We start from the raw sequence: 18,838 nt of genomic DNA, 5'->3' as shown, positions 1-18,838 counted from the left end.
AGCGACACGAGTAGAGGGATAGCGAACGATGAGCGCGTCGGAAAGCCTGCCGCCGGAACTCGAGCGAGTCCACATGGTCGGAATCGGCGGGGCGGGCATGTCGGGGATCGCGCGCATTCTGCTCTCGCGCGGCGGCAAGGTGTCCGGGTCCGACGCGAAGGAGAGCAGGTCCGTCCTCGCGCTGCGGGCGCGCGGGGCGCAGGTGCGCGTGGGTCACGACGCCAGCGCACTCGACCTCGTCGAGGGCGGCCCGACGACGGTCGTCACGACGCACGCCGCGATCCCGCAGGACAATCCCGAGCTCGTCGAGGCTCGGCGACGCGGCATCCCGATCTCGTTGCGGCCCGCGGTCCTCGCGGCCCTCATGGCGGGTGACCGGACGCTGCTCGTCTCGGGCACGCACGGCAAGACGTCCACGACGTCGATGCTCGTCGTCGCCCTGCAGCACTGCGGTGTCGATCCGTCGTTCGCGGTCGGCGGCGAGCTCAACGAAGCGGGGACCAACGCCCATCACGGCAGCGGCGCCGTCTTCGTCGCGGAGGCCGACGAATCCGACGGCTCGCTGCTCCAGTACACCCCCGACGTCGTCGTCGTGACGAACATCGAGGCCGATCACCTCGACTTCTTCGGGACGGCGCAGGCGTACGTGCAGGTGTTCGACGACTTCGCGACGCGCATCCAGCCCGGCGGGCTGCTCGTGGTCTGTCTCGACGATCCCGGCGCCCACGCGCTCGGCGCCCGGGTCGCGGCGGCGCGCGACGACATCCGCGTCGTCGGCTACACGGGTGCGACGGCCGACGACGGCGATCCGTTCGCGCCCGTCGACGGGGTCGAGGTCGGGGTGCGGCTCGTCGGTTTCGAGCCGCGCGACGTCGGCGGCGTCATGCGCGTGCACGTCGCGGGGGAGTCGCGGCCGCGCACCGTCCGGCTCGGCGTTCCCGGCCGGCACATGGCGCTCAACGCGCTCGGAGCGTTCCTCGCGGCGCGCGACGCCGTCACCGACACCGGTGAGGCGCCGTCGACCGACGAGATCCTGGACGGCATCGCGGGCTTCGGGGGAGTGCACCGGCGCTTCCAGTTCACGGGCCGTGAGCACGACGTGCGGGTGTTCGACGACTACGCGCATCATCCGACCGAGGTGCGGGCCGTGCTGAGCGCCGCACGCGAACTCGTCGCGTCGTCGCACACGGGTGGCGACGGCCGCGTGATCGTCGTCTTCCAGCCGCACCTGTACTCCCGGACGGCGTCGTTCGCCGAGGAGTTCGCGCAGGCGCTCGATCTCGCGGACGAGGTCGTGGTGCTCGACGTCTTCGGTGCCCGTGAGGAGCCGATTCCCGGGGTCAGCGGCGCGCTCATCGCGCGGTCGGTGACGCGTCCCGTCCACTATCAGCCCGACCTCTCGCTCGTGCCGAGGCAGGTCGCCGACCTCGCCCGGCGCGGCGACATCGTCATCACGATGGGCGCGGGCGACGTCACGATGCTCGGCAACCAGATCCTCGGCGCGCTCGGCTCGGCGCCGCGGCTCGAGAGTCCGCGGTGACGCGGGACCGCCGAGATGCGGCGTCGCAGCGGGGGCGGCGCGAGAGCGAGCAGCGCCGCGCGCGCCCGGAGCGGGTGGGCGGCGAGCGGCCGGACGAGCGAGCCCGGCGCGCGGGAAAGGCCGAGCGCCGCGAGAAGCCCGGACGTGGGCCCGGTGCCGAGCGTCGCGAGCACACGGAACGGCCCGAGCGTCCGCGGCGGTCGTGGTACGCCCGTCCGCTCCCGATCGCGGTCGCGGTGCTCGTCGTCGTGCTGGGACTCGGTGCCGTCGTCTTCTTCACGCCGGTGTTGTCGGTCCGCGAGATCGAGGTGACCGGTGCAGCGACCGTCCCGGAATCGGACGTGCGCACGGCGCTGGCCGTTCCCGACGGGCAGCCGCTGGCGCGTGTCGACACGGGCGCGGCGGCGATGCGCGTCGCGGAGCTCCGCAAGGTCGCGTCGGCCCGGGTCCAGCGGGTCTATCCGTCCACCGTCCGCGTCACGGTCGAGGAACGCACGCCCATGGTCTTCGTGCAGGCGGACGACGGCCCGCATCTGCTCGACCGCGACGGCGTCGACTTCGAGACCGCCCCGCCGCCGCCCGGCGTCCCGGAGCTGGTCGCCGAGAACGCCGGATTCGGTGATCCCGCGACGGAGGCGGCGCTGGGTGCCCTGAGCGGTCTGCCGGCGCCGCTGCGCGATCAGGTGACGGTCGTGCGGGCCTCGACGATCTCGGATGTCGAGTTCACCCTCGCGGACGAACGGATCGTGCTGTGGGGTGCCGACGAGAACGCCGAGCGCAAGGCGGCGGTGACCCTGGCACTGCTCACCCAGCCGGGCGGGACCTTCGACGTGTCGAGTCCCGACCTGCCGACGGTGCGATGACGCCGGGTCCCCGCCGGTACCGGAACGCGCGACACGAGAATTCGTCCGCGAGCGGCGCGCCTAATGGCATCGAGCCCCGTGGCCACCTAACGTTCGGTCGCAGTCGAGCACTTGACATAACGCTAACCCTATGGTTGAGGTTGAGGGTTGTGGTCGAGGGTTCGGCCCGGACCGGAACACGACAGGTCGGGGCGGTCTCGGCGGCCCGCACACCGGGAAGGCGATAGTTGACCATCCGCAGCAGTACCAGCACCACCAGCACGAGCACGCGAAACACACTCACGGAAGGCGAGAGCCGATGACGCCCCCGCACAACTACCTCGCCGTAATCAAGGTCGTCGGCATCGGCGGCGGCGGCGTGAACGCTGTCAATCGCATGATCGAGCAGGGCCTCAAGGGCGTCGAGTTCATCGCGGTGAACACCGACGCGCAGGCGCTGCTCATGAGCGACGCCGACGTCAAGCTCGACGTCGGCCGCGAACTCACCCGTGGTCTCGGCGCGGGTGCCGACCCCGAGGTCGGGCGCAAGGCCGCCGAGGACCACAAGGACGAGATCGAAGAGGTGCTCAAGGGCGCCGACATGGTCTTCGTCACCGCGGGCGAGGGTGGTGGCACCGGAACCGGTGGCGCTCCCGTGGTCGCGAGCATCGCCCGCAAGCTCGGCGCGCTCACCGTCGGCGTCGTCACGCGCCCGTTCTCGTTCGAGGGCAAGCGCCGCGGATCGCAGGCGGACGCGGGTATCCAGTCGCTGCGCGAGTCGTGCGACACGCTCATCGTGATCCCGAACGACCGCCTGCTCCAGCTCGGCGACGCCGCCGTGAGCCTCATGGACGCGTTCCGCTCGGCCGACGAGGTCCTGCTCAACGGCGTGCAGGGCATCACGGATCTCATCACGACGCCGGGCCTGATCAACGTCGACTTCGCCGACGTCAAGGGTGTGATGTCGGGAGCCGGCAGCGCGCTCATGGGCATCGGCAGCTCGCGGGGCGAGGGCCGCGCGATCAAGGCGGCCGAGTCGGCCATCAACTCGCCGCTCCTCGAGGCGTCGATGGAAGGCGCCAAGGGCGTGCTGCTGTCGATCGCCGGTGGTAGCGACCTCGGTCTCTTCGAGATCAACGAGGCCGCGTCGCTCGTCCAGGAGGCGGCGCACGTCGACGCCAACATCATCTTCGGCACCGTGATCGACGATTCGCTCGGCGACGAGGTTCGGGTCACGGTCATCGCCGCCGGCTTCGACGGCGGGACTCCCACGCGCCGCCAGGGCGAGGGTGGCGACAAGGCGGGCCGCACCGCGATCGGTGTGGGACGGGCCGGCGACGTCGACGGACACGGCTCGCGTGAGGAGGCGCCGTCGCAGCCCGCAGGCGCGACCGGCGGGAGCACGTTGCCGCCGCTGCCGGATCCGGTTCGCGGCACCCCGCCGAAGCCCGATCACGGCCGCCGTGAGCCCGTCACCGACATCGGGGACGACGAGGACGAGATCAACGTTCCGACGTTCATGCAGCGGTGAACGACGCACACACCTCGAACGCACGCCGTGTCCGCCGGGTCGTCACGACCCGGCGGGGCGGTGTGTCGGCGGCACCGTACGACAGCTTCAACCTCGGCGATCACGTCGGCGACGATCCCGAGGCGGTCGCCGTCAATCGGCGCCGGCTCGCGGAGGGCATCGGGCTTCCGCCCGATCGGCTCGTCTGGATGGAGCAGATCCACAGCCGCAACGTCGCCGTCGTGACGGAACCGCAGGACGGGCCCGTCGCCGCGACGGACGCTCTCGTCACGACGGTGCCGAATCTCGCGCTCGTCACGCTCAGCGCCGACTGCGTCCCGATCCTGTTGTCCGACGACGACGCGGGCGTGATCGCCGCCGTGCACGCGGGCCGGATCGGCGCACGAATCGGGATCGTGCCGCGTGTCCTCGACGCGATGATCGGACTCGGCGCCGAACCCGCCCGGATCGGAGCCCTGCTCGGCCCGGCGGCGAGCGGTCGGCGGTACGAGGTTCCGCTCGCGATGCAGCAGGACGTCGAGACGCATCTGCCCGGCAGCGCGAGCCGTACCGAGAAGGGCACGCCGGGGCTCGATCTGCGCGCCGGACTGCGGCGCCAGCTGACCACGGCCGGCGTCGGCGCCGTCGCGGAGGATCCGCGCTGCACGATCGAGGACACCGAACTGTTCAGCCATCGTCGCGACGCACCGACGGGACGGCTCGCCGCGGTGATCTGGATGGAATCGGCGTGAATCGGGTGGAGCCGGGGGTGAGCGGGGCTCGCCGCGCCGAGCTCGCGGAGTCGCTGGCCGCCGTCGAGGCGCGGGTCGCACGGGCGTGCGCCGACGCGGGTCGCGCGCGCGACGCGGTCGAACTGCTGCCCGTCACCAAGTTCTTCCCGAGCTCCGACGTCGAGATCCTCTACGGGCTCGGTGCCCGGGCGTTCGCCGAATCGCGCGAGCAGGAGGCTTCCGTCAAGGTCGCCGACGTCGCCGCGGCGCTGGACGCCCCCGACATCCGCTGGCACATGGTGGGGCGGCTGCAACGCAACAAGGCGAAGGCCGTTGCCCGCTGGGCGTCGGTCGTGCAGTCGGTGGACGGCCACAAGCTCGTCGACGCACTCGAGAGGGGCGTGCGCGCCGCGCTCGACGACGGCGCGCGGTCCGGGCCGCTGTCCGTGTATCTCCAGGTCAGTCTCGACGGCGACACGTCGCGGGGTGGCGTCGCGGCGGCCGACCTCGCGAGTCTCGGCGAGCGGGTGTCGGCGAGCGACTCCCTCGACTGCGCGGGGCTGATGGCGGTCGCCCCGCTCGGCGCCGACGCCGAACGCGCGTTCGCCGATCTCGCGGGGATCCGCGACCGCTTCGTCGCGGAGTTTCCGCACTCGGGCGCGCTGTCGGCGGGGATGACCGGAGATCTCGAGGCCGCGATCGCACACGGGTCGACGCTCGTGCGTGTCGGAACCGCGATCCTCGGATCACGGCCGATAGTCTCGCCCTAGTTCTCGCCGCGCGAAGGAAGGTCGACAATGAGCAGCTTGCACAAGTTCAAGGCGTACTTCGGCATGGTCCCGCTCGACGACTACGAGGACGACTACATCGACGAGCCGGAGCCGCGCCGCGCGCCGCGGCCCGCACGTGAGCCGGCCTCGTACCGTCCCGAGGACCGCGAGTTCGAACCTTCCTACAGCGCAGCCGGATACGCGTCGCGGCGAGACGACGCGGATGCCGACTACGACCGCTACGAGCGCCGTGCGCCGCGCAGCGAAGCCGCACCCGTGCGTCCCCGTCCGGCGGCACCGGGCCCGCGGCCGGTTCGCGCGTCCGGTGGCGGCTTCGCGTCGCGTGGCGACGGCCGGTCGCCGTTGTTCGACGAGGGTGGTCCGCTGTCGAAGATCACGACGCTGCGTCCGCGTGATTACAGCGAGGCCCGCACGATCGGTGAGCGCTTCCGTGACGGCACGCCCGTCATCATGGATCTCGTCGAGATGAGCAACGCCGACGCCAAGAGACTCGTGGACTTCGCGGCGGGTCTCGCGTTCGCGTTGCGCGGATCGTTCGACAAGGTCGCGACGAAGGTCTTCCTGCTGTCGCCGGCCGACATCGACGTGTCGGCGGAGGAACGTCGCCGTATCGCGGAGACGGGCTTCTACAGCCAGAAGTGACGACGCCGCACCCGGCGGTGAGACCGACCGGATGACGAGCGCCGGGGCGATCGACCCACGCGGCGCCGTCCGGACGACCTGTCCTGCAAGATCTTCCAGCGCGACTCTCGGCCCCCGGATCTCAACGGTCCGGGGGCCGAGAGTGTGCCTGTGGTTTGGACCAGCCCGCGAGTTTCGGGCAGAGTGAGGATGTGGCCTTGTTCTCGGTGCTGTACCTGCTGCTGTTCCTGTTCTGGTTGCTGCTCATCGGCCGGATCGTCGTGGAGTTCGTCCGGACCTTCGCACGAGACTGGCGGCCGAGCGGCTTCGTCGTCATCGTGCTCGAAGCGATCTTCACCGTCACGGACCCGCCCGTGAAGCTGCTGCGCCGCGTGATTCCGCCGATCAATCTCGGTGGCGTCCGTCTCGATCTGTCGATCATGGTGCTGCTGTTTCTCGTGTTCATTCTGATGTCGATCGTGCAAGGACAAGCCCGTGCCGCGGGCGTGGTGTGACACAATGGTGACAATTGACGATGAAGAGTCGTCCGGAAAGTGTCCGGGCTGCTCGCCCGCCAAGTAACCGCGTGAAGGGATCCGTCCATGCCGCTGACCCCAGCTGATGTGCACAACGTCGCGTTCAGCAAGCCGCCGATCGGGAAGCGTGGCTACAACGAAGACGAGGTCGACGCGTTCCTCGATCTCGTCGAGCAGGAACTCGCACATCTGATCGAGGAGAACACGGATCTGCGTCAGCGGGTGACCGAACTCGACCAGGAGCTCGCAGAGGCCAAGAACGGCCGTTCCGCGTCGGACTCGGCTCCCGTCAAGGCCGAGACTCCGCGTCCTGCCGAGACCAAGCCCGTCCCGGCACCGGCACCGGCACCAGCACCGGCCCGCGCTCCTGCGGCGGCGCCCGCCGCTGCGTCCTCCGGTTCGGATGCGCACATGCAGGCCGCGAAGGTCCTCGGCCTCGCACAGGAGATGGCCGATCGGCTCACCAGCGACGCCAAGGCGGAGTCGGAGCAGCTGCTGGGCAGTGCTCGCACCAATTCCGAGCAGCTCGTGAGCGATGCGCGTACACGTTCGGAGTCGATGATCGCCGAGGCGCGTGAGAAGTCGGACACACTGCTGGCCGACGCGCGCACCCGCTCGGAGACGCAGCTGCGCCAGGCCAAGGAGAAGGCCGATGCGCTGCAGAGCGATGCCGAGAAGAAGCACACCGAGATCATGGCGACGATCAACCAGCAGCGTTCCGTTCTCGAGGGCCGCATCGAGCGGCTCAAGACCTTCGAGCGGGAGTACCGGGTGCGCCTGAAGTCGTACCTGGAGTCGCAGCTCGAAGAGCTCGAGCAGCGTGGCTCGGCCGCGCCCGCGGAAGGCAGCCAGGAGTCGTTCACCCAGTCCTACGCGAAGGGCGGCAACTGAGCCGACGGTCGGCCGGCGCGCCGTGCTGATCGCGACTCTCGCGCTCGCCGCGATCGGGTTCGCCCTGCTCGTGGTGGCCGTGACGACCGGCTCGGTCGCGTGGGCCTGGGCGTGTATCGCCGTGTGTCTCGCGGGCGCAGTGCTGCTGCTCGTGTCGGCACTCGGTGGCAAGCACGCCGGGCCGCGTGACGAGCCGGATCGGTCAGCGCACCGCCATCGTCGCTGAGTACGCCCGGTGGGGCGTGCGCACGCTCGTCGGGTCTGCACGCTCGTCGGCTCCGTGGTCACGGACTGCTAATCTCGACACATCGGGTGCTCCGATTCGTCGGCGCACGCGCAGGCACCGATCCGGCCATCACCGGGGAGTCTTTCGGAAGAACGGCCGCCGACGCGGCTCAGTAGAACCGAACGGGTGGACCCGTCACAGTCCGTGAGAGAGGCGCTGCCGTCACCGGCGAGCGGCGCAAGCGGGGTGGTACCGCGGCCCGGCGCGAGATGCGCCGCGTCGTCCCCGTGCCGGACACGACGGGCACGAGGAGACGAGCCACGATGACTGCCGACACCCCGACACCGCGGGACGTTCGCGACGGGTACCCGCGCATCGCCTACGACATGCCGCGTGACTCCGGCGTGTCGTTTCCGCGTCTCGAAGAGCAGGTCCTCGCCGACTGGGAGGCCGACGACACCTTCCGCGCGTCGATCACGCAGCGCGAGGGCAACGACGAGTTCGTCTTCTACGACGGCCCGCCGTTCGCGAACGGGCTGCCGCACTACGGCCATCTGCTGACGGGCTACGTCAAGGACGTCGTCCCGCGCTTCCAGACGATGCTCGGCAAGAAGGTCGATCGCCGGTTCGGCTGGGATACGCACGGTCTGCCCGCCGAGCTCGAAGCGGAGAAGCAACTCGGCATCAAGACCGGCGACATCTCGGACATGGGCATCGCCCGGTTCAACGACTACTGCCGGCAGTCGGTCCTGCGTTACACCGACCAGTGGCGTGACTACGTCACGCGCCAGGCTCGGTGGGTCGACTTCGACAACGACTACAAGACGCTCGATCTCGACTTCATGGAGTCGGTGATGTGGGCGTTCAAACGACTGTGGGACAAGGGCCTGATCTACCAGGGCTTCCGGGTGCTCCCGTACTCGTGGTACGAGCAGACGCCGTTGTCGAATCAGGAGTCGAAGCTCGACGACGCGTACAAGATGCGGCAGGACCCCGCCGTCACGGTCACGATGCCGCTGCGGGCACCGGGATCGGAACTCGACGGCGCCGCCGCGCTCGTCTGGACGACGACGCCGTGGACGCTGCCGTCGAACCTCGCGATGGCCGTACACCCCGAGCTGACGTACGTGCAGGTCGAGGTCGACGGCGCGCGGTACATCCTCGCGAAGGAACGGCTCGCGCACTACGCGCGGGAGCTCGGCGCCGAGCCCGCGATCCTCTCCGAGCACACCGGCGCCGACCTCGTCGGACTGGCGTACGACCCGCCGTTCGACTTCTTCGTGGGTCGCGAGAACGCGCACCGGATCCTTGCCGCGGACTACGTCACGACCGACTCCGGTACGGGCGTCGTGCATCTCGCGCCGGCGTTCGGCGAGGAGGACATGGACGTCGCGACGGCGAACGGCATCGAGCTCGTCCAGCCGCTCGACGCGGGCGGGAAGTTCACCTCGATGGTGCCGCAGTACGAGGGCCTCCAGGTGTTCGACGCGAACCCGGTGATCATCAAGGACCTCAAGGCGAACGGCCGGCTGCTGCGGCACGAGACGATCGAGCATTCGTACCCGCACAGCTGGCGCAGCGGACAGCCGCTGATCTACATGGCGGTGCCGTCGTGGTTCGTCGCCGTCACCGAGTTCCGTGACCGGATGGTCGAGCTCAACCAGCAGATCCGGTGGGTGCCCGATCACATCCGCGACGGGCAGTTCGGCAAGTGGCTCGAGGGCGCTCGCGACTGGAACATCAGCCGGAACCGCTACTGGGGCAGCCCGATCCCCGTGTGGGTCTCGGACGATCCGGCGTACCCGCGTACGGACGTGTACGGCTCGCTCGACGAACTCGAACGGGACTTCGGGGTGCGTCCGGACGACCTGCACCGGCCGGCGATCGACGAGCTGACCAGGCCCAATCCGGACGATCCGACCGGCAGGTCGACGATGCGCCGGGTGCCGGAGGTGCTCGACTGCTGGTTCGAGTCGGGATCGATGCCCTTCGCGCAGGTGCACTACCCGTTCGAGAACCAGGACTGGTTCGAGACGCACTACCCGGGCGACTTCATCGTCGAGTACAACGGGCAGACCCGCGGCTGGTTCTACAATCTGCACGTGCTCGCGACGGCGCTGTTCGACCGGCCGGCGTTCCAGTCGGTCGCCGCGCACGGCATCGTGCTCGGCGACGACGGCCTGAAGATGAGCAAGTCCAAGGGCAACTACCCGAACGTCAACGAGGTCTTCGATCGTGACGGCTCGGACGCGATGCGCTGGTTCCTGATGTCCTCGCCGATCCTGCGTGGCGGCAATCTCGTCGTCACCGAGCAGGGGATCCGCGACGGCGTGCGGCAGGCGCTGCTGCCGTTGTGGAACGCGTGGAGCTTCCTGCAGCTGTACGCACCGAAACCGGGTGTGTGGCGGACGGATTCGCCGAACGTCCTCGATCGGTACATCCTCGCGAAGCTCGCGGCGACGCGGGACGAGATGACTCGCGCGCTCGAGGCGATCGACATCGCGGGTGCGTGCGACGAGTTGCGGCAGTTCGCGGACGCGCTCACCAACTGGTACGTGCGGCGGTCGCGGACGCGGTTCTGGGACGAGGACGAGGACGCGATCGACACGTTGCACACCGTCCTCGAGGTGACGACGCGGCTCGCGGCGCCGTTGCTGCCGATGATGAGCGAGGTCGTGTGGCGTGGCCTCACGGGCGGCCGTTCGGTGCATCTCGCCGACTGGCCGACCGCGGACGAACTCACCTCCGACACCGACCTCGTCGACACGATGGACGAGGTCCGCACGGTGTGTTCGACGGTGCTGAGCCTGCGCAAGGCGCAGCAGCTTCGGGTGCGGCTGCCGCTGTCCGAGGTGACCGTCGCGGCGCAGGACGCCGAGCGGCTCGCGCCGTTCGCGGGCCTCATCGCCGACGAGGTCAACGTCAAGAAGGTCGATCTCACCGACGACGTCGGTGCGCACGGCCGGTTCGAGATCGCGGTCAACGCTCGTGCTGCGGGCCCGCGGCTCGGCAAGGACGTGCAGACCGTCATCAAGGCCGTCAAGGCGGGGGACTGGCACGAGGAGGCGGACGGCACGGTCGTCGCCGCCGGGATCGCGCTCGAGCCCGCCGAGTTCACGCGCAAGCTCGTGGCGGTCGAACCCGAGTCGACGGCGGCGCTGCCCGCGGGAACCGGTGTCGTCGTGCTCGATTCGCACGTGACCGAGGAGCTCGAGGCCGAGGGCTGGGCGAAGGACCGGATCCGCGAGCTGCAGGAGGCCCGCCGTGCCGCCGGGCTCGACGTGTCCGACCGCATCGCCGTCGTGCTCGATGTCCCGGGCGCGCGGCGGGACTGGGCCGAGCGTCATCGCGACCTCGTCGCGGGCGAGGTCCTCGCGACGTCGCTCGAGTTCAGCACCGTCGGCGACGACGGCGTGGACCTCGGCGACGGGGTGCGCGCGTCGCTCGCGCGGGTGGCGCGGGACTGAGCGTGCGGTGACCGCCCGCTGGGTGCTGCATCTCGACATGGATGCGTTCTTCGCGTCCGCCGAGCAGCTCAGCAGACCGACGCTGCGCGGTCGCCCCGTCCTCGTGGGAGGGCTGGGCGGCCGTGGCGTCGTCGCGGGTGCGAGCTACGAGGCGCGCGTGTTCGGCGCCAGGTCGGCGATGCCGATGCACCGTGCCCGCAGGCTCGTCGGGCCGGCCGGTGTCGTGCTGCCGCCTCGCGGCGCGTTGTACTCGGCGCTGAGCGGCAGGGTCTTCGAGGTGGTCCGGTCGTTCGTTCCCGTCGTCGAGCAGCTGTCGGTCGACGAGGCGTTCGCCGAACCGGCGGACCTCGCGGGTGCCTCTGCCGACGAGGTGCGGCAGTGGTGCGAACGGATGCGCGCCCGCGTCCTCGAGGAGACCGGACTCGTCGCGTCGCTCGGCGGCGGGCCCGGCAAGCAGGCCGCGAAGATCGCGTCGGGCCTCGCGAAACCGAACGGTGTGCTGGTGATCGGGCGCGACGACCAGCACGCCGTGCTCGACCCGCTTCCCGTCCGGAAGCTGTGGGGCGTCGGCCCGGTCGCGGAGCAGAAGCTCGCGCGCGTCGGGATCGACACGATCGGGGAGTTCGCCCGGACACCGGAGGTCGAGGTCGCGTCCCTGCTCGGCGCGACGATCGGCCCCGCACTGCACCGCATCGCGCGGGGCCTCGACGATCGCACTGTGGCGGAGCGCGCGGAGGCCAAACAGATCAGCGCCGAAACGACCTTCGCGAGCGACATCGTGACGCTCGCGCAACTGCGGGCGGCGGTCGACGCGAGTGCCGCCCAGGCGTTCGGGCGGCTGCGTGCCGACGGCCGGGCCGCGCGGACCGTCGTCGTGAAGCTCAAGAAGTCCGACATGTCGGTGCTGACACGATCGACGACGCTGGCGTACGCGAGCGCCGACCCCGAGGTCCTCGCCGCGGCGGCACGGCGCAGCATCCTCGATCCCGCGGAGATCGGGCCGATTCGGCTCGTCGGAGTGGGGTACTCGGGCCTGTCGACGGCGAGCCAGGGATCGCTCTTCCCGGATCTCGACTCGCTCTGTCGGGACGGGGGATCGGTCGCGCTCACCACCGGCGGAGACCCCGACACGCCGGCGGGGCCCGAGACGATCGGCGAGGTTCCGGCGTCCGCGCGCCGTCCCACCGACCGCTGGTATCCGGGGCTCGACGTGCGCCACCCCGAGCACGGGCACGGCTGGGTGCAGGGAGCGGGACACGGCGTGCTCACCGTCCGATTCGAGACCCGCACGACCGGTCCCGGCGTCGCGCGCACATTCTCCGCCGACGATCCCGATCTCATTCTCGCCGATGCGCTCGACAGTCTCGCCTGACGCGCCGCCGGCGCCGTGCGGCGCGTCGGCCTGCCCGCCGGTCTCTCAGAGAGTCCACAGGTGCGGCCGGTAGCGTGCGCCGACGGAAGCCACGTGTGTCCCCGACCGGTGGTGGGGGTCCGATACGCTGAACCGGCCCGTCGCCCTCGTCGTGGACGCGTGTGGCGGTCATGCCACGATCGTGCGAGACCGCCGATCCCCGAGACGAAGAAGGATATCGAGTTGAAGCTTCGCAAGTTCCGGACCATGTCTGTTGCCACCGTCGCCGTGGCCGCTGCGTTGACGATGACGGCCTGCGGCTCCGACGATTCGGGTACGACCGAGACCACGACGACCACGGCCGCCGCCACGACGACCGAGGACGCCGTGATCGCCGAGCTGCCCGACGCCGCCTACTTCAACGACCTGCTCAACCGGGCGCTGGACCCCGCCGTCCCGCTGGAGGAGAAGGTCGGCTGGGTCGAGGGCGCCGAGCAGGATCCGGAGCTGATCAACCAGGTCGTCGCTGCCGCACAGCAGAACGGCGTGCAGGTCCAGGTGCTCGACCCGATCATCGACAACGGTGACGGCTCGGCCTCGGGCCAGTTGCAGCTGACGATCAACGGCCAGCCGCAGCAGGGCGGCCCGGCGGCGCAGTTCGTGCCCACGCCGGACGGCGAGTGGCAGCTCGCGCAGGCCAGCGCGTGCCAGATTGTGACGCTCGCGGGCCTCACGTCGCCTGCGTGCCCCGCCTGACACACGGCACGCGAACGACCTCTCGTGGGCCCCGGAACCGTACGGTTCCGGGGCCCACGGGCGTCAGGGGCTCGGGCCTACCGGGTCAGGGCGCGTCGAGCCGCGCCACCGCGGCATCGACGAGATCCGTGACCTCACCGGAGTCGGCGGGTTCGGTGCCGGTCACGACGACCTGGGTGAGGGTCGGCCCGACGGCGACGAGTACGGCGTCCGAGTAGAGGGTGATTCCTTCGCTCGTCGACTCCACCCGGACCGTCGCGCTCGGCGGCGCCGGATCGCCCGGCACGGCGACGTCCTCGCCCGCACCGACGCGGTACTCGATCGAGTAGCCGTCGGCGTCCGTACCGCTGTACTCGGAGCATTCGGCGAGCGTGCGCTGCACCGCGGCGAACGCGTCGGCCGCGGCGGCGGAGTCGCCGTACGACGCGCTGTCCTGATCGATGCTCGTGAAGCCTGGTCCCGTGAACGCGCGTGCGGCTGCGGACTCGGGATCGCTCTGCCGGTCCAGCGGCGCGAGCACGTCACCACACTGTGCGGGATCGGTGCGCGAGTCGTCGGGTCCCGGTTCGGGATCGAGGCCGAGGTCCGCGACCGGATCGGGCTGCGCGACGAACCCGGGCGGCAGATCTGCGACGTCGAGCAGCGTCGCCGCGAGCGCGTCGTCGCCGAGGATCGGCGTTCCGGGTGCCTCGGGGTTCGCGGTGACCGGCGCTCCGATCGGTTCGGCTCCCGTGCCGTCGTCGTCGCCGCAGCCCGCGGCCATGAGTGCCACCGCGGCGACGGCGCCGAACGCGGTGCGCCGCAGTACTGTGCGCCCCAGTACTGTGCGGCCCGGTGCTGTGCGCCGCAGTACTGCTCGTGAAGCCGGTCTCACTGCTCGCTCAGCTCGACACTGTTGGTGGTGGTCTGGTGCAGCGCCGTCGTCCCCGCCGGATCGCTGTACGACTGTTCGCCGCCCACCGACACGTCGAGGAGCGTGGGCAGCGGTGAGCCGATGTCGACTCGCGCCGTCCCGGTTCCCTGCATGACGTAGCGGTCGACGTCGAGGGTGCCGCCGTCGCCGGGCAGCGTCCACGTCGGTGACTGCGGGGTCTGGTCGACGCTGAACTCCACTGTCGCGACGTCGCCGTCGAGTGCGGTCAGTGTCGCCGTCGTCGTCTGGTCGAGCGCGATTCCGCTCTGCACGTTCTGGTGGATCGTCCACTGCGCGCCGACGCCGATCGGCTCGGCCGGGAACGCGATCATCCGATACACGGCCGTGTAGAAGGCCTGCTCGATGGCCGAGCGCGCGATGTCCTGCGAGTCGGGTGCCGGCCGGAGTCGGAGTGCGGTGACCGAGCCGTCGGGTGCGACAGTGAGGCCGGCGCCGGAACCGGCAGCGTCCTCGAGCGCGCGACCGAGTGTCTCGTCGGGGCTGGAGGTGTCCGCGATGGTCATCTCGACGCGGTAGCCGCCGGTGGGCTCGGTGTGCGTCCGCGCATCGAGATCGAGCGTGAGTTCGGGGGACGAGAAGTCCTGCGTCGGCTGGGTTCCGATCTGCTGATGGACACCGGATTCGGTCGTCATACGTATCCGCTGCGAGGTCCCGTCGGCGGGGGCGACCTCGATCGTGGCGTGCGGTTCGGCGCCCGGATCGAGCAGTCGCGTCGTCATCGCCGAGATCGGGACCGTCACCTCACCGGTCGCTCCGCCCGCCGGGGGTGCCGTGGCGGGCTCGTCCTCGGACGAACACGCGGCGACGAGCGAGAGCGAGGCCACCGCCGCGACGGCGGCCGCACCGACGCGGCGCAGCCGGCGGCCGCGTTCGCCGCTCGACGCCACGCGACCGCGAAACGGAGCCGATCGGGGACGGACACGGGCTGCGGGGAGGGGCGGCGCGGCAGACACCCGTCCAGGTTACGGACCGGGGGGCGGCCATCGGCTCGCGCATCGTGGATGATGGAGGGGTGAGCCCCGACGTCCCCCACGATCGCGCGTCCGCGACCGGACACGACACGCCCGACAGCGAGGCCGCGACGCGGCCGCACGACGACGCCGAACCCGCGGGTCGGCCGCGTATGACGACGCTCGTCGCGCTCGCCCTGTCGATTCTCGTCGCCGACCTCGTCACCAAGATCGCCGCGGTCGAGTTCATCGATCCGCGCGATCCCGTCGAGATCATCGGCGACACCGTGACGCTCACGCTCGTCCGCAACCCCGGCGCTGCGTTCTCGATGGCGACCGGGATGACGTGGCTGCTGACGCTCGTCGCCGTCGCCGTCGTGATCGGCGTGATCCGCATGGGACGGCGGCTGCGGTCGGGGTGGTGGGCGCTCGGCCTCGGACTCGTCCTCGGCAGCGCCCTCGGCAACCTCGTCGACCGGCTCTTCCGTGCCCCCGGGTTCATGCAGGGCCACGTCGTCGACTTCGTGTCGGTGGGCTGGTGGCCCGTCTTCAACGTCGCCGACTCGTCGATCGTGTGCGGCGCGATCCTGCTCGTCGTGCTCACGCTCTTCGGCATCGAGCCGAACGGCACCCGGTACGAGCGCGACGGCAAGTCGGGTGACGCGCAGAAGTCCGAGACGACGCAGAAGTCCGAGGCGAAGCAGCCCGGCGCGGAGACCGCGGAATGAGGGAGACGCGGTCGATGCCCGTCCCCGACGGACTCGACGGCATGCGGGTCGACGCCGGCCTGTCGCGCCTGCTCGGGCTCTCGCGCACCGCGGTCGCCGCGCTCTGCGACGAAGGAGCGGTCGCCCTCGACGGCGGGCCGGCCGGCAAGTCGGATCGGCTCCCCAGCGGGTCGTGGCTCGAGGTGCAGTTGCCCGAGCCCCCGCGGCCGCTCACCGTCGAAGCCGAACCCGTCGAGGGGATGGAGATCCTCTACGCGGACGACGACATCGTCGCCGTCGACAAGCCCGTCGGTGTCGCTGCGCACGCGAGCGTCGGCTGGACCGGGCCGACCGTCGTGGGCGGTCTCGCCGCGGCCGGCTTCCGGATCAGCACGTCCGGAGCGCACGAACGGCAGGGCATCGTCCACCGCCTCGACGTCGGGACGTCCGGCGTCATGGTCGTCGCGACGTCCGAGCGTGCGTACACCGTCCTCAAGCGTGCCTTCAAGGAGCGCACGATCGACAAGCGGTACCACGCCCTCGTGCAGGGGCATCCCGATCCGAGCAGCGGCACGATCGACGCGCCGATCGGACGGCACCGCAGCAGCGACTGGAAGTTCACGGTCACCGCGGACGGCAAGCCCAGCGTCACGCACTACGACACCGTCGAGGCGTTCCAGGCGGCGAGCCTGCTCGACATCCACCTCGAGACGGGCCGGACGCATCAGATCCGCGTCCACTTCTCCGCGTTGCGGCATCCGTGCTGCGGCGATCTGACGTACGGGGCCGACCCGCGGCTCGCCGAGCGGCTCGGCCTGCAGCGCCAGTGGTTGCACGCCCGCTCCCTCGGCTTCGCGCATCCCGCGGACGGCCGCTGGATCGAGATCACGAGCGACTATCCCGCCGATCTCGAGCACGCGCTCGACGTCCTCCGGAACGTGTGAGGTGTCTCGCCGGGTCGTGATCGGGGTCGTGGCGTTGCTGGCGCTCGTCGTCGGTGTCGGCATCGCGACCCCGTCGACACGGACCCACGTCGCGATGTCGGACTCGCTCGGGCCCGACGGGCGCGCACAGGTCGACGACTATCTGAGTACGGCGCGGGACGGCCTCGACGCCGCCGACGGCACGCGGTGGGCGCTGGTGTCGTTCACCGAGCAGATCGACGTGCCGACGCTCGCCGCGGTGACCGAGGCCGCCGACGTCCGGGTCGCGCAGGTGCTCTTCCGCGCGCAACTCGATCGAGTCCAGATGCCCGTCGTGACGCTGTCGGTCGCGGCGGGGGAGGACGCGCTGCTCCGCGCCCCCGCTCTGGCCCAGGGCCGGGCGCAGGGAATGGTCGCGTCGTCGGATCGGGCGTCGGCCGCCCTCGCGTACACGTCCGCCGAACTCGGCGAGAACTGCCGGTGCGTGCTCACCGCGGTGGTGCGCGGTGAGGCGGACGCGTTGCGCGCGCTCGCCGCCGAGCCCGTCGTGCGGGCCGTGGAGGTGGCGCCCGCCGACGCCGTCGCCGGCAGGTTCGCGGTGCGGCCGCTCGAACCCGAGCAGACCCGCACGATCGCTCCCGGACCCGACGACGGGCCGATCCCGGCGGTCGGTCCGTGACACACCCCGACGCCGCGACAGGCGTCGGGATCGGGGCCGCCGCAGCCGTCGGCGCCTACCGATCTGGGGTGCGTTCCCCGCCTACTTCGGGTTGCTCACGGGCGCGGGCCCGGTCGAGATTCTCGCGCATCGCGTCGTGTGGACGCTCGTGCTGATGCTCGTCGTGGGTGCGCCCACCCGCCGGCTCGGGCTGCTGCGCGGGCTGCCGCTGCGGACGTGGGCGATCGTCGCCGCGGCGTCGGCGGCGATCTCGCTGAACTGGGGCGTCTACATCTACGCCGCGACGTCGGGACGTGTCGTCGAGGCCGCGCTCGGGTATTTCGTCAACCCCCTCGTGAGCGTGATCTTCGGCGTCGTGATCTTCCGTGAACGACTCACCCGGCCCGTCGCCGTCGCCCTGGTTCTCGCGTTCGCGGCCGTCGTCGTCATCACTGTCGACTACGGCCGCGTGCCGGTCGTCGCGCTGCTGCTCGCCGGCTCGTTCGCGACGTACGGGCTCGTCAAGAAGGTCGTTCCGCTCGACCCGCGCTCGTCGCTCACCGCCGAGGGCATCGTCGCGGCGCCGTTCGCGATCGGATATCTCGTTTTCCTCGCGGTCACCGGGACGAGCACGTTCGTGGCGGACGGGCTCGGGCACACTCTGCTGCTGCTCGCCGCGGGGCCTGTCACCGCGGCGCCGCCCCTGCTGTTCGGGTTCGCGGCCAAGCGCGTTCCGCTCGCGGCGATGGGGATGTTCCAGTACCTCACACCGACCCTCCAGATGGCGTGGGGAGTGCTCGTCGCGCACGAGGAGATGCCCGCGTCGCGGTGGGCCGGATTCGCTCTGATCTGGGTCGCGCTCGCGATTTTCACCACAGACGTGACAGTTCGCCTGCGGCGACGGCGCGGCACCCCGGGTGGTGTCGGAGGCAGGGCTTAGACTCGGTGCGCCCCCAGGCCGACGCGACGACACCGACGCGACGACACCGGCCGACGACGAGACGAAAGAGGCGTTCGTGGCTGACTCGTTCGTGCATCTTCACAATCACACCGAGTATTCGATGCTCGATGGTGCGGCGAAGGTGGGGCCGTTGTTCGCGGAGGCGGAGCGGTTGGGGATGTCGGCGGTCGGGATGACCGATCACGGCAACATGTACGGGGCGAGCGAGTTCTACAACGTCGCGACGAAGCACGGGATCAAGCCGATCATCGGGATCGAGGCGTATGTGGCGCCGGAGTCGCGGTTCTCGTCGAAGCGGGTCAAGTGGGGTGATCCGGGGCAGAAGTCGGACGATGTGTCGGGTAGTGGTGCGTACACGCACATGACGATGGTCGCGGAGAACGCGACGGGTGTGCGGAATCTGTTCAAGTTGTCGTCGTTGGCGTCGATCGAGGGCCAGTTGG

Annotated in this window: 18 protein-coding genes and 1 pseudogene; 17 read left to right on the top strand and 2 right to left on the bottom strand. The window is 70.6% G+C overall.

Translation table 11 applies throughout. The features are described 5' to 3' along the window. The first annotated feature begins 28 nt into the window (after positions 1 to 28). The 12 genes from murC (at position 29) to RR1_RS11935 (ending at position 13,262) form a co-directional block, all read left to right on the top strand. A complete protein-coding gene (murC, locus tag RR1_RS11990) occupies positions 29 to 1,540 on the top strand; it encodes a UDP-N-acetylmuramate--L-alanine ligase (protein ID WP_010836534.1) in 1,512 nt (503 codons plus the stop codon). Continuing rightward, positions 1,537 to 2,403, top strand: coding sequence for a cell division protein FtsQ/DivIB (locus RR1_RS11985; RefSeq protein ID WP_238558912.1), 867 nt, complete (start codon positions 1,537 to 1,539; stop codon positions 2,401 to 2,403). Before murC ends, RR1_RS11985 begins: the two co-directional genes overlap by 4 nt. Before the next feature lie 298 nt (positions 2,404 to 2,701). Beyond that, a complete protein-coding gene (ftsZ, locus tag RR1_RS11980; RefSeq protein WP_040772126.1) occupies positions 2,702 to 3,913 on the top strand; it encodes a cell division protein FtsZ in 1,212 nt (403 codons plus the stop codon). After that, a complete protein-coding gene (gene pgeF, locus RR1_RS11975) occupies positions 3,910 to 4,644 on the top strand; it encodes a peptidoglycan editing factor PgeF (protein ID WP_010836531.1) in 735 nt (244 codons plus the stop codon). The genes ftsZ and pgeF overlap by 4 nt, the downstream gene beginning before the upstream one ends. 17 nt (positions 4,645 to 4,661) lie before the next feature. Beyond that, positions 4,662 to 5,393, top strand: coding sequence for a YggS family pyridoxal phosphate-dependent enzyme (locus tag RR1_RS11970; RefSeq protein ID WP_040772125.1), 732 nt, complete (start codon positions 4,662 to 4,664; stop codon positions 5,391 to 5,393). Between the two features lie 27 nt (positions 5,394 to 5,420). Beyond that, the gene (locus tag RR1_RS11965) at positions 5,421 to 6,056 is read left to right on the top strand and encodes a cell division protein SepF (protein WP_010836529.1); all 636 of its coding nucleotides are present in this window, start codon (positions 5,421 to 5,423) and stop codon (positions 6,054 to 6,056) included. Between the two features lie 191 nt (positions 6,057 to 6,247). After that, positions 6,248 to 6,550, top strand: a complete 303-nt coding sequence (locus tag RR1_RS11960; RefSeq protein ID WP_010836527.1) for a YggT family protein — start codon at positions 6,248 to 6,250, stop codon at positions 6,548 to 6,550. Positions 6,551 to 6,637: 87 nt separating this feature from the next. After that, positions 6,638 to 7,462 (top strand): DivIVA-like cell division protein Wag31, encoded by an 825-nt coding sequence (gene wag31 / locus RR1_RS11955; protein ID WP_010836526.1) that lies wholly within the window; start codon positions 6,638 to 6,640, stop codon positions 7,460 to 7,462. A gap of 22 nt (positions 7,463 to 7,484) precedes the next feature. Beyond that, positions 7,485 to 7,688, top strand: coding sequence for a hypothetical protein (locus RR1_RS11950; protein WP_010836525.1), 204 nt, complete (start codon positions 7,485 to 7,487; stop codon positions 7,686 to 7,688). A 386-nt stretch (positions 7,689 to 8,074) separates the two neighbouring features. After that, complete coding sequence (gene ileS, locus RR1_RS11945; RefSeq protein ID WP_274518684.1) at positions 8,075 to 11,155, top strand: isoleucine--tRNA ligase; 3,081 nt, start codon at positions 8,075 to 8,077, stop codon at positions 11,153 to 11,155. A gap of 7 nt (positions 11,156 to 11,162) precedes the next feature. Further along, positions 11,163 to 12,527 carry a DNA polymerase IV gene (locus tag RR1_RS11940; RefSeq protein WP_010836523.1) on the top strand — a complete coding sequence of 455 codons (1,365 nt, stop codon included), beginning with the start codon at positions 11,163 to 11,165 and terminating at the stop codon, positions 12,525 to 12,527. Positions 12,528 to 12,773: 246 nt separating this feature from the next. Further along, positions 12,774 to 13,262, top strand: a complete 489-nt coding sequence (locus RR1_RS11935) for a WKL family lipoprotein (RefSeq protein WP_051111017.1) — start codon at positions 12,774 to 12,776, stop codon at positions 13,260 to 13,262. 85 nt (positions 13,263 to 13,347) lie between these two features. On the opposite strand, the gene RR1_RS11930 is transcribed toward RR1_RS11935, so the two are convergent. Together RR1_RS11930 and RR1_RS11925 are read right to left on the bottom strand one after the other, a co-directional pair. Further along, entirely contained in the window at positions 13,348 to 14,025 is a 678-nt protein-coding gene (locus RR1_RS11930; RefSeq protein WP_051111016.1) for a sensor domain-containing protein, read from the bottom strand. 107 nt (positions 14,026 to 14,132) lie between these two features. Then, a complete protein-coding gene (locus tag RR1_RS11925) occupies positions 14,133 to 15,083 on the bottom strand; it encodes a DUF6263 family protein (RefSeq protein WP_010836520.1) in 951 nt (316 codons plus the stop codon). A 236-nt stretch (positions 15,084 to 15,319) separates the two neighbouring features. On the opposite strand from RR1_RS11925, the gene lspA reads away from it, so the two are divergent. The 5 genes and pseudogenes from lspA to RR1_RS11900 all read left to right on the top strand — a co-directional run. Then, on the top strand, positions 15,320 to 15,874 hold the full coding sequence (gene lspA / locus RR1_RS11920) for a signal peptidase II (protein WP_218017476.1): 555 nt from the start codon (positions 15,320 to 15,322) through the stop codon (positions 15,872 to 15,874). Next, a complete protein-coding gene (locus RR1_RS11915) occupies positions 15,871 to 16,797 on the top strand; it encodes an RluA family pseudouridine synthase (RefSeq protein ID WP_040772124.1) in 927 nt (308 codons plus the stop codon). The genes lspA and RR1_RS11915 overlap by 4 nt, the downstream gene beginning before the upstream one ends. 16 nt (positions 16,798 to 16,813) lie before the next feature. Continuing rightward, the gene (locus RR1_RS11910; RefSeq protein WP_010836517.1) at positions 16,814 to 17,455 is read left to right on the top strand and encodes a hypothetical protein; all 642 of its coding nucleotides are present in this window, start codon (positions 16,814 to 16,816) and stop codon (positions 17,453 to 17,455) included. A 29-nt stretch (positions 17,456 to 17,484) separates the two neighbouring features. Continuing rightward, a pseudogene (rarD, locus tag RR1_RS11905) lies at positions 17,485 to 18,374 on the top strand (EamA family transporter RarD). A 76-nt stretch (positions 18,375 to 18,450) separates the two neighbouring features. Then, positions 18,451 to 18,838 (top strand): PHP domain-containing protein (locus RR1_RS11900; protein WP_143153810.1); only part of this gene is annotated, 388 nt, incomplete at its 3' end.

The organism is Rhodococcus rhodnii NBRC 100604 (assembly GCF_001894925.1).
Classification (GTDB): domain Bacteria; phylum Actinomycetota; class Actinomycetes; order Mycobacteriales; family Mycobacteriaceae; genus Rhodococcus_F; species Rhodococcus_F rhodnii.
The sequence above is the reverse complement of the archived record's forward strand: the minus strand, read 5'-3'. Positions and strand labels throughout refer to the sequence as shown.

Coding starts and splice junctions, on each gene's coding strand:
- murC (WP_010836534.1), top strand. CDS start 29: ATGAGCGCGTCGGAAAGCCTGCCGCCGGAACTCGAGCGAGTCCACATG.
- ftsZ (WP_040772126.1), top strand. CDS start 2,702: ATGACGCCCCCGCACAACTACCTCGCCGTAATCAAGGTCGTCGGCATC.
- RR1_RS11965 (WP_010836529.1), top strand. CDS start 5,421: ATGAGCAGCTTGCACAAGTTCAAGGCGTACTTCGGCATGGTCCCGCTC.
- wag31 (WP_010836526.1), top strand. CDS start 6,638: ATGCCGCTGACCCCAGCTGATGTGCACAACGTCGCGTTCAGCAAGCCG.
- ileS (WP_274518684.1), top strand. CDS start 8,075: ATGCCGCGTGACTCCGGCGTGTCGTTTCCGCGTCTCGAAGAGCAGGTC.
- RR1_RS11935 (WP_051111017.1), top strand. CDS start 12,774: ATGTCTGTTGCCACCGTCGCCGTGGCCGCTGCGTTGACGATGACGGCC.
- RR1_RS11930 (WP_051111016.1), bottom strand. CDS start 14,025: ATGGCCGCGGGCTGCGGCGACGACGACGGCACGGGAGCCGAACCGATC.
- lspA (WP_218017476.1), top strand. CDS start 15,320: ATGACGACGCTCGTCGCGCTCGCCCTGTCGATTCTCGTCGCCGACCTC.
- RR1_RS11915 (WP_040772124.1), top strand. CDS start 15,871: ATGAGGGAGACGCGGTCGATGCCCGTCCCCGACGGACTCGACGGCATG.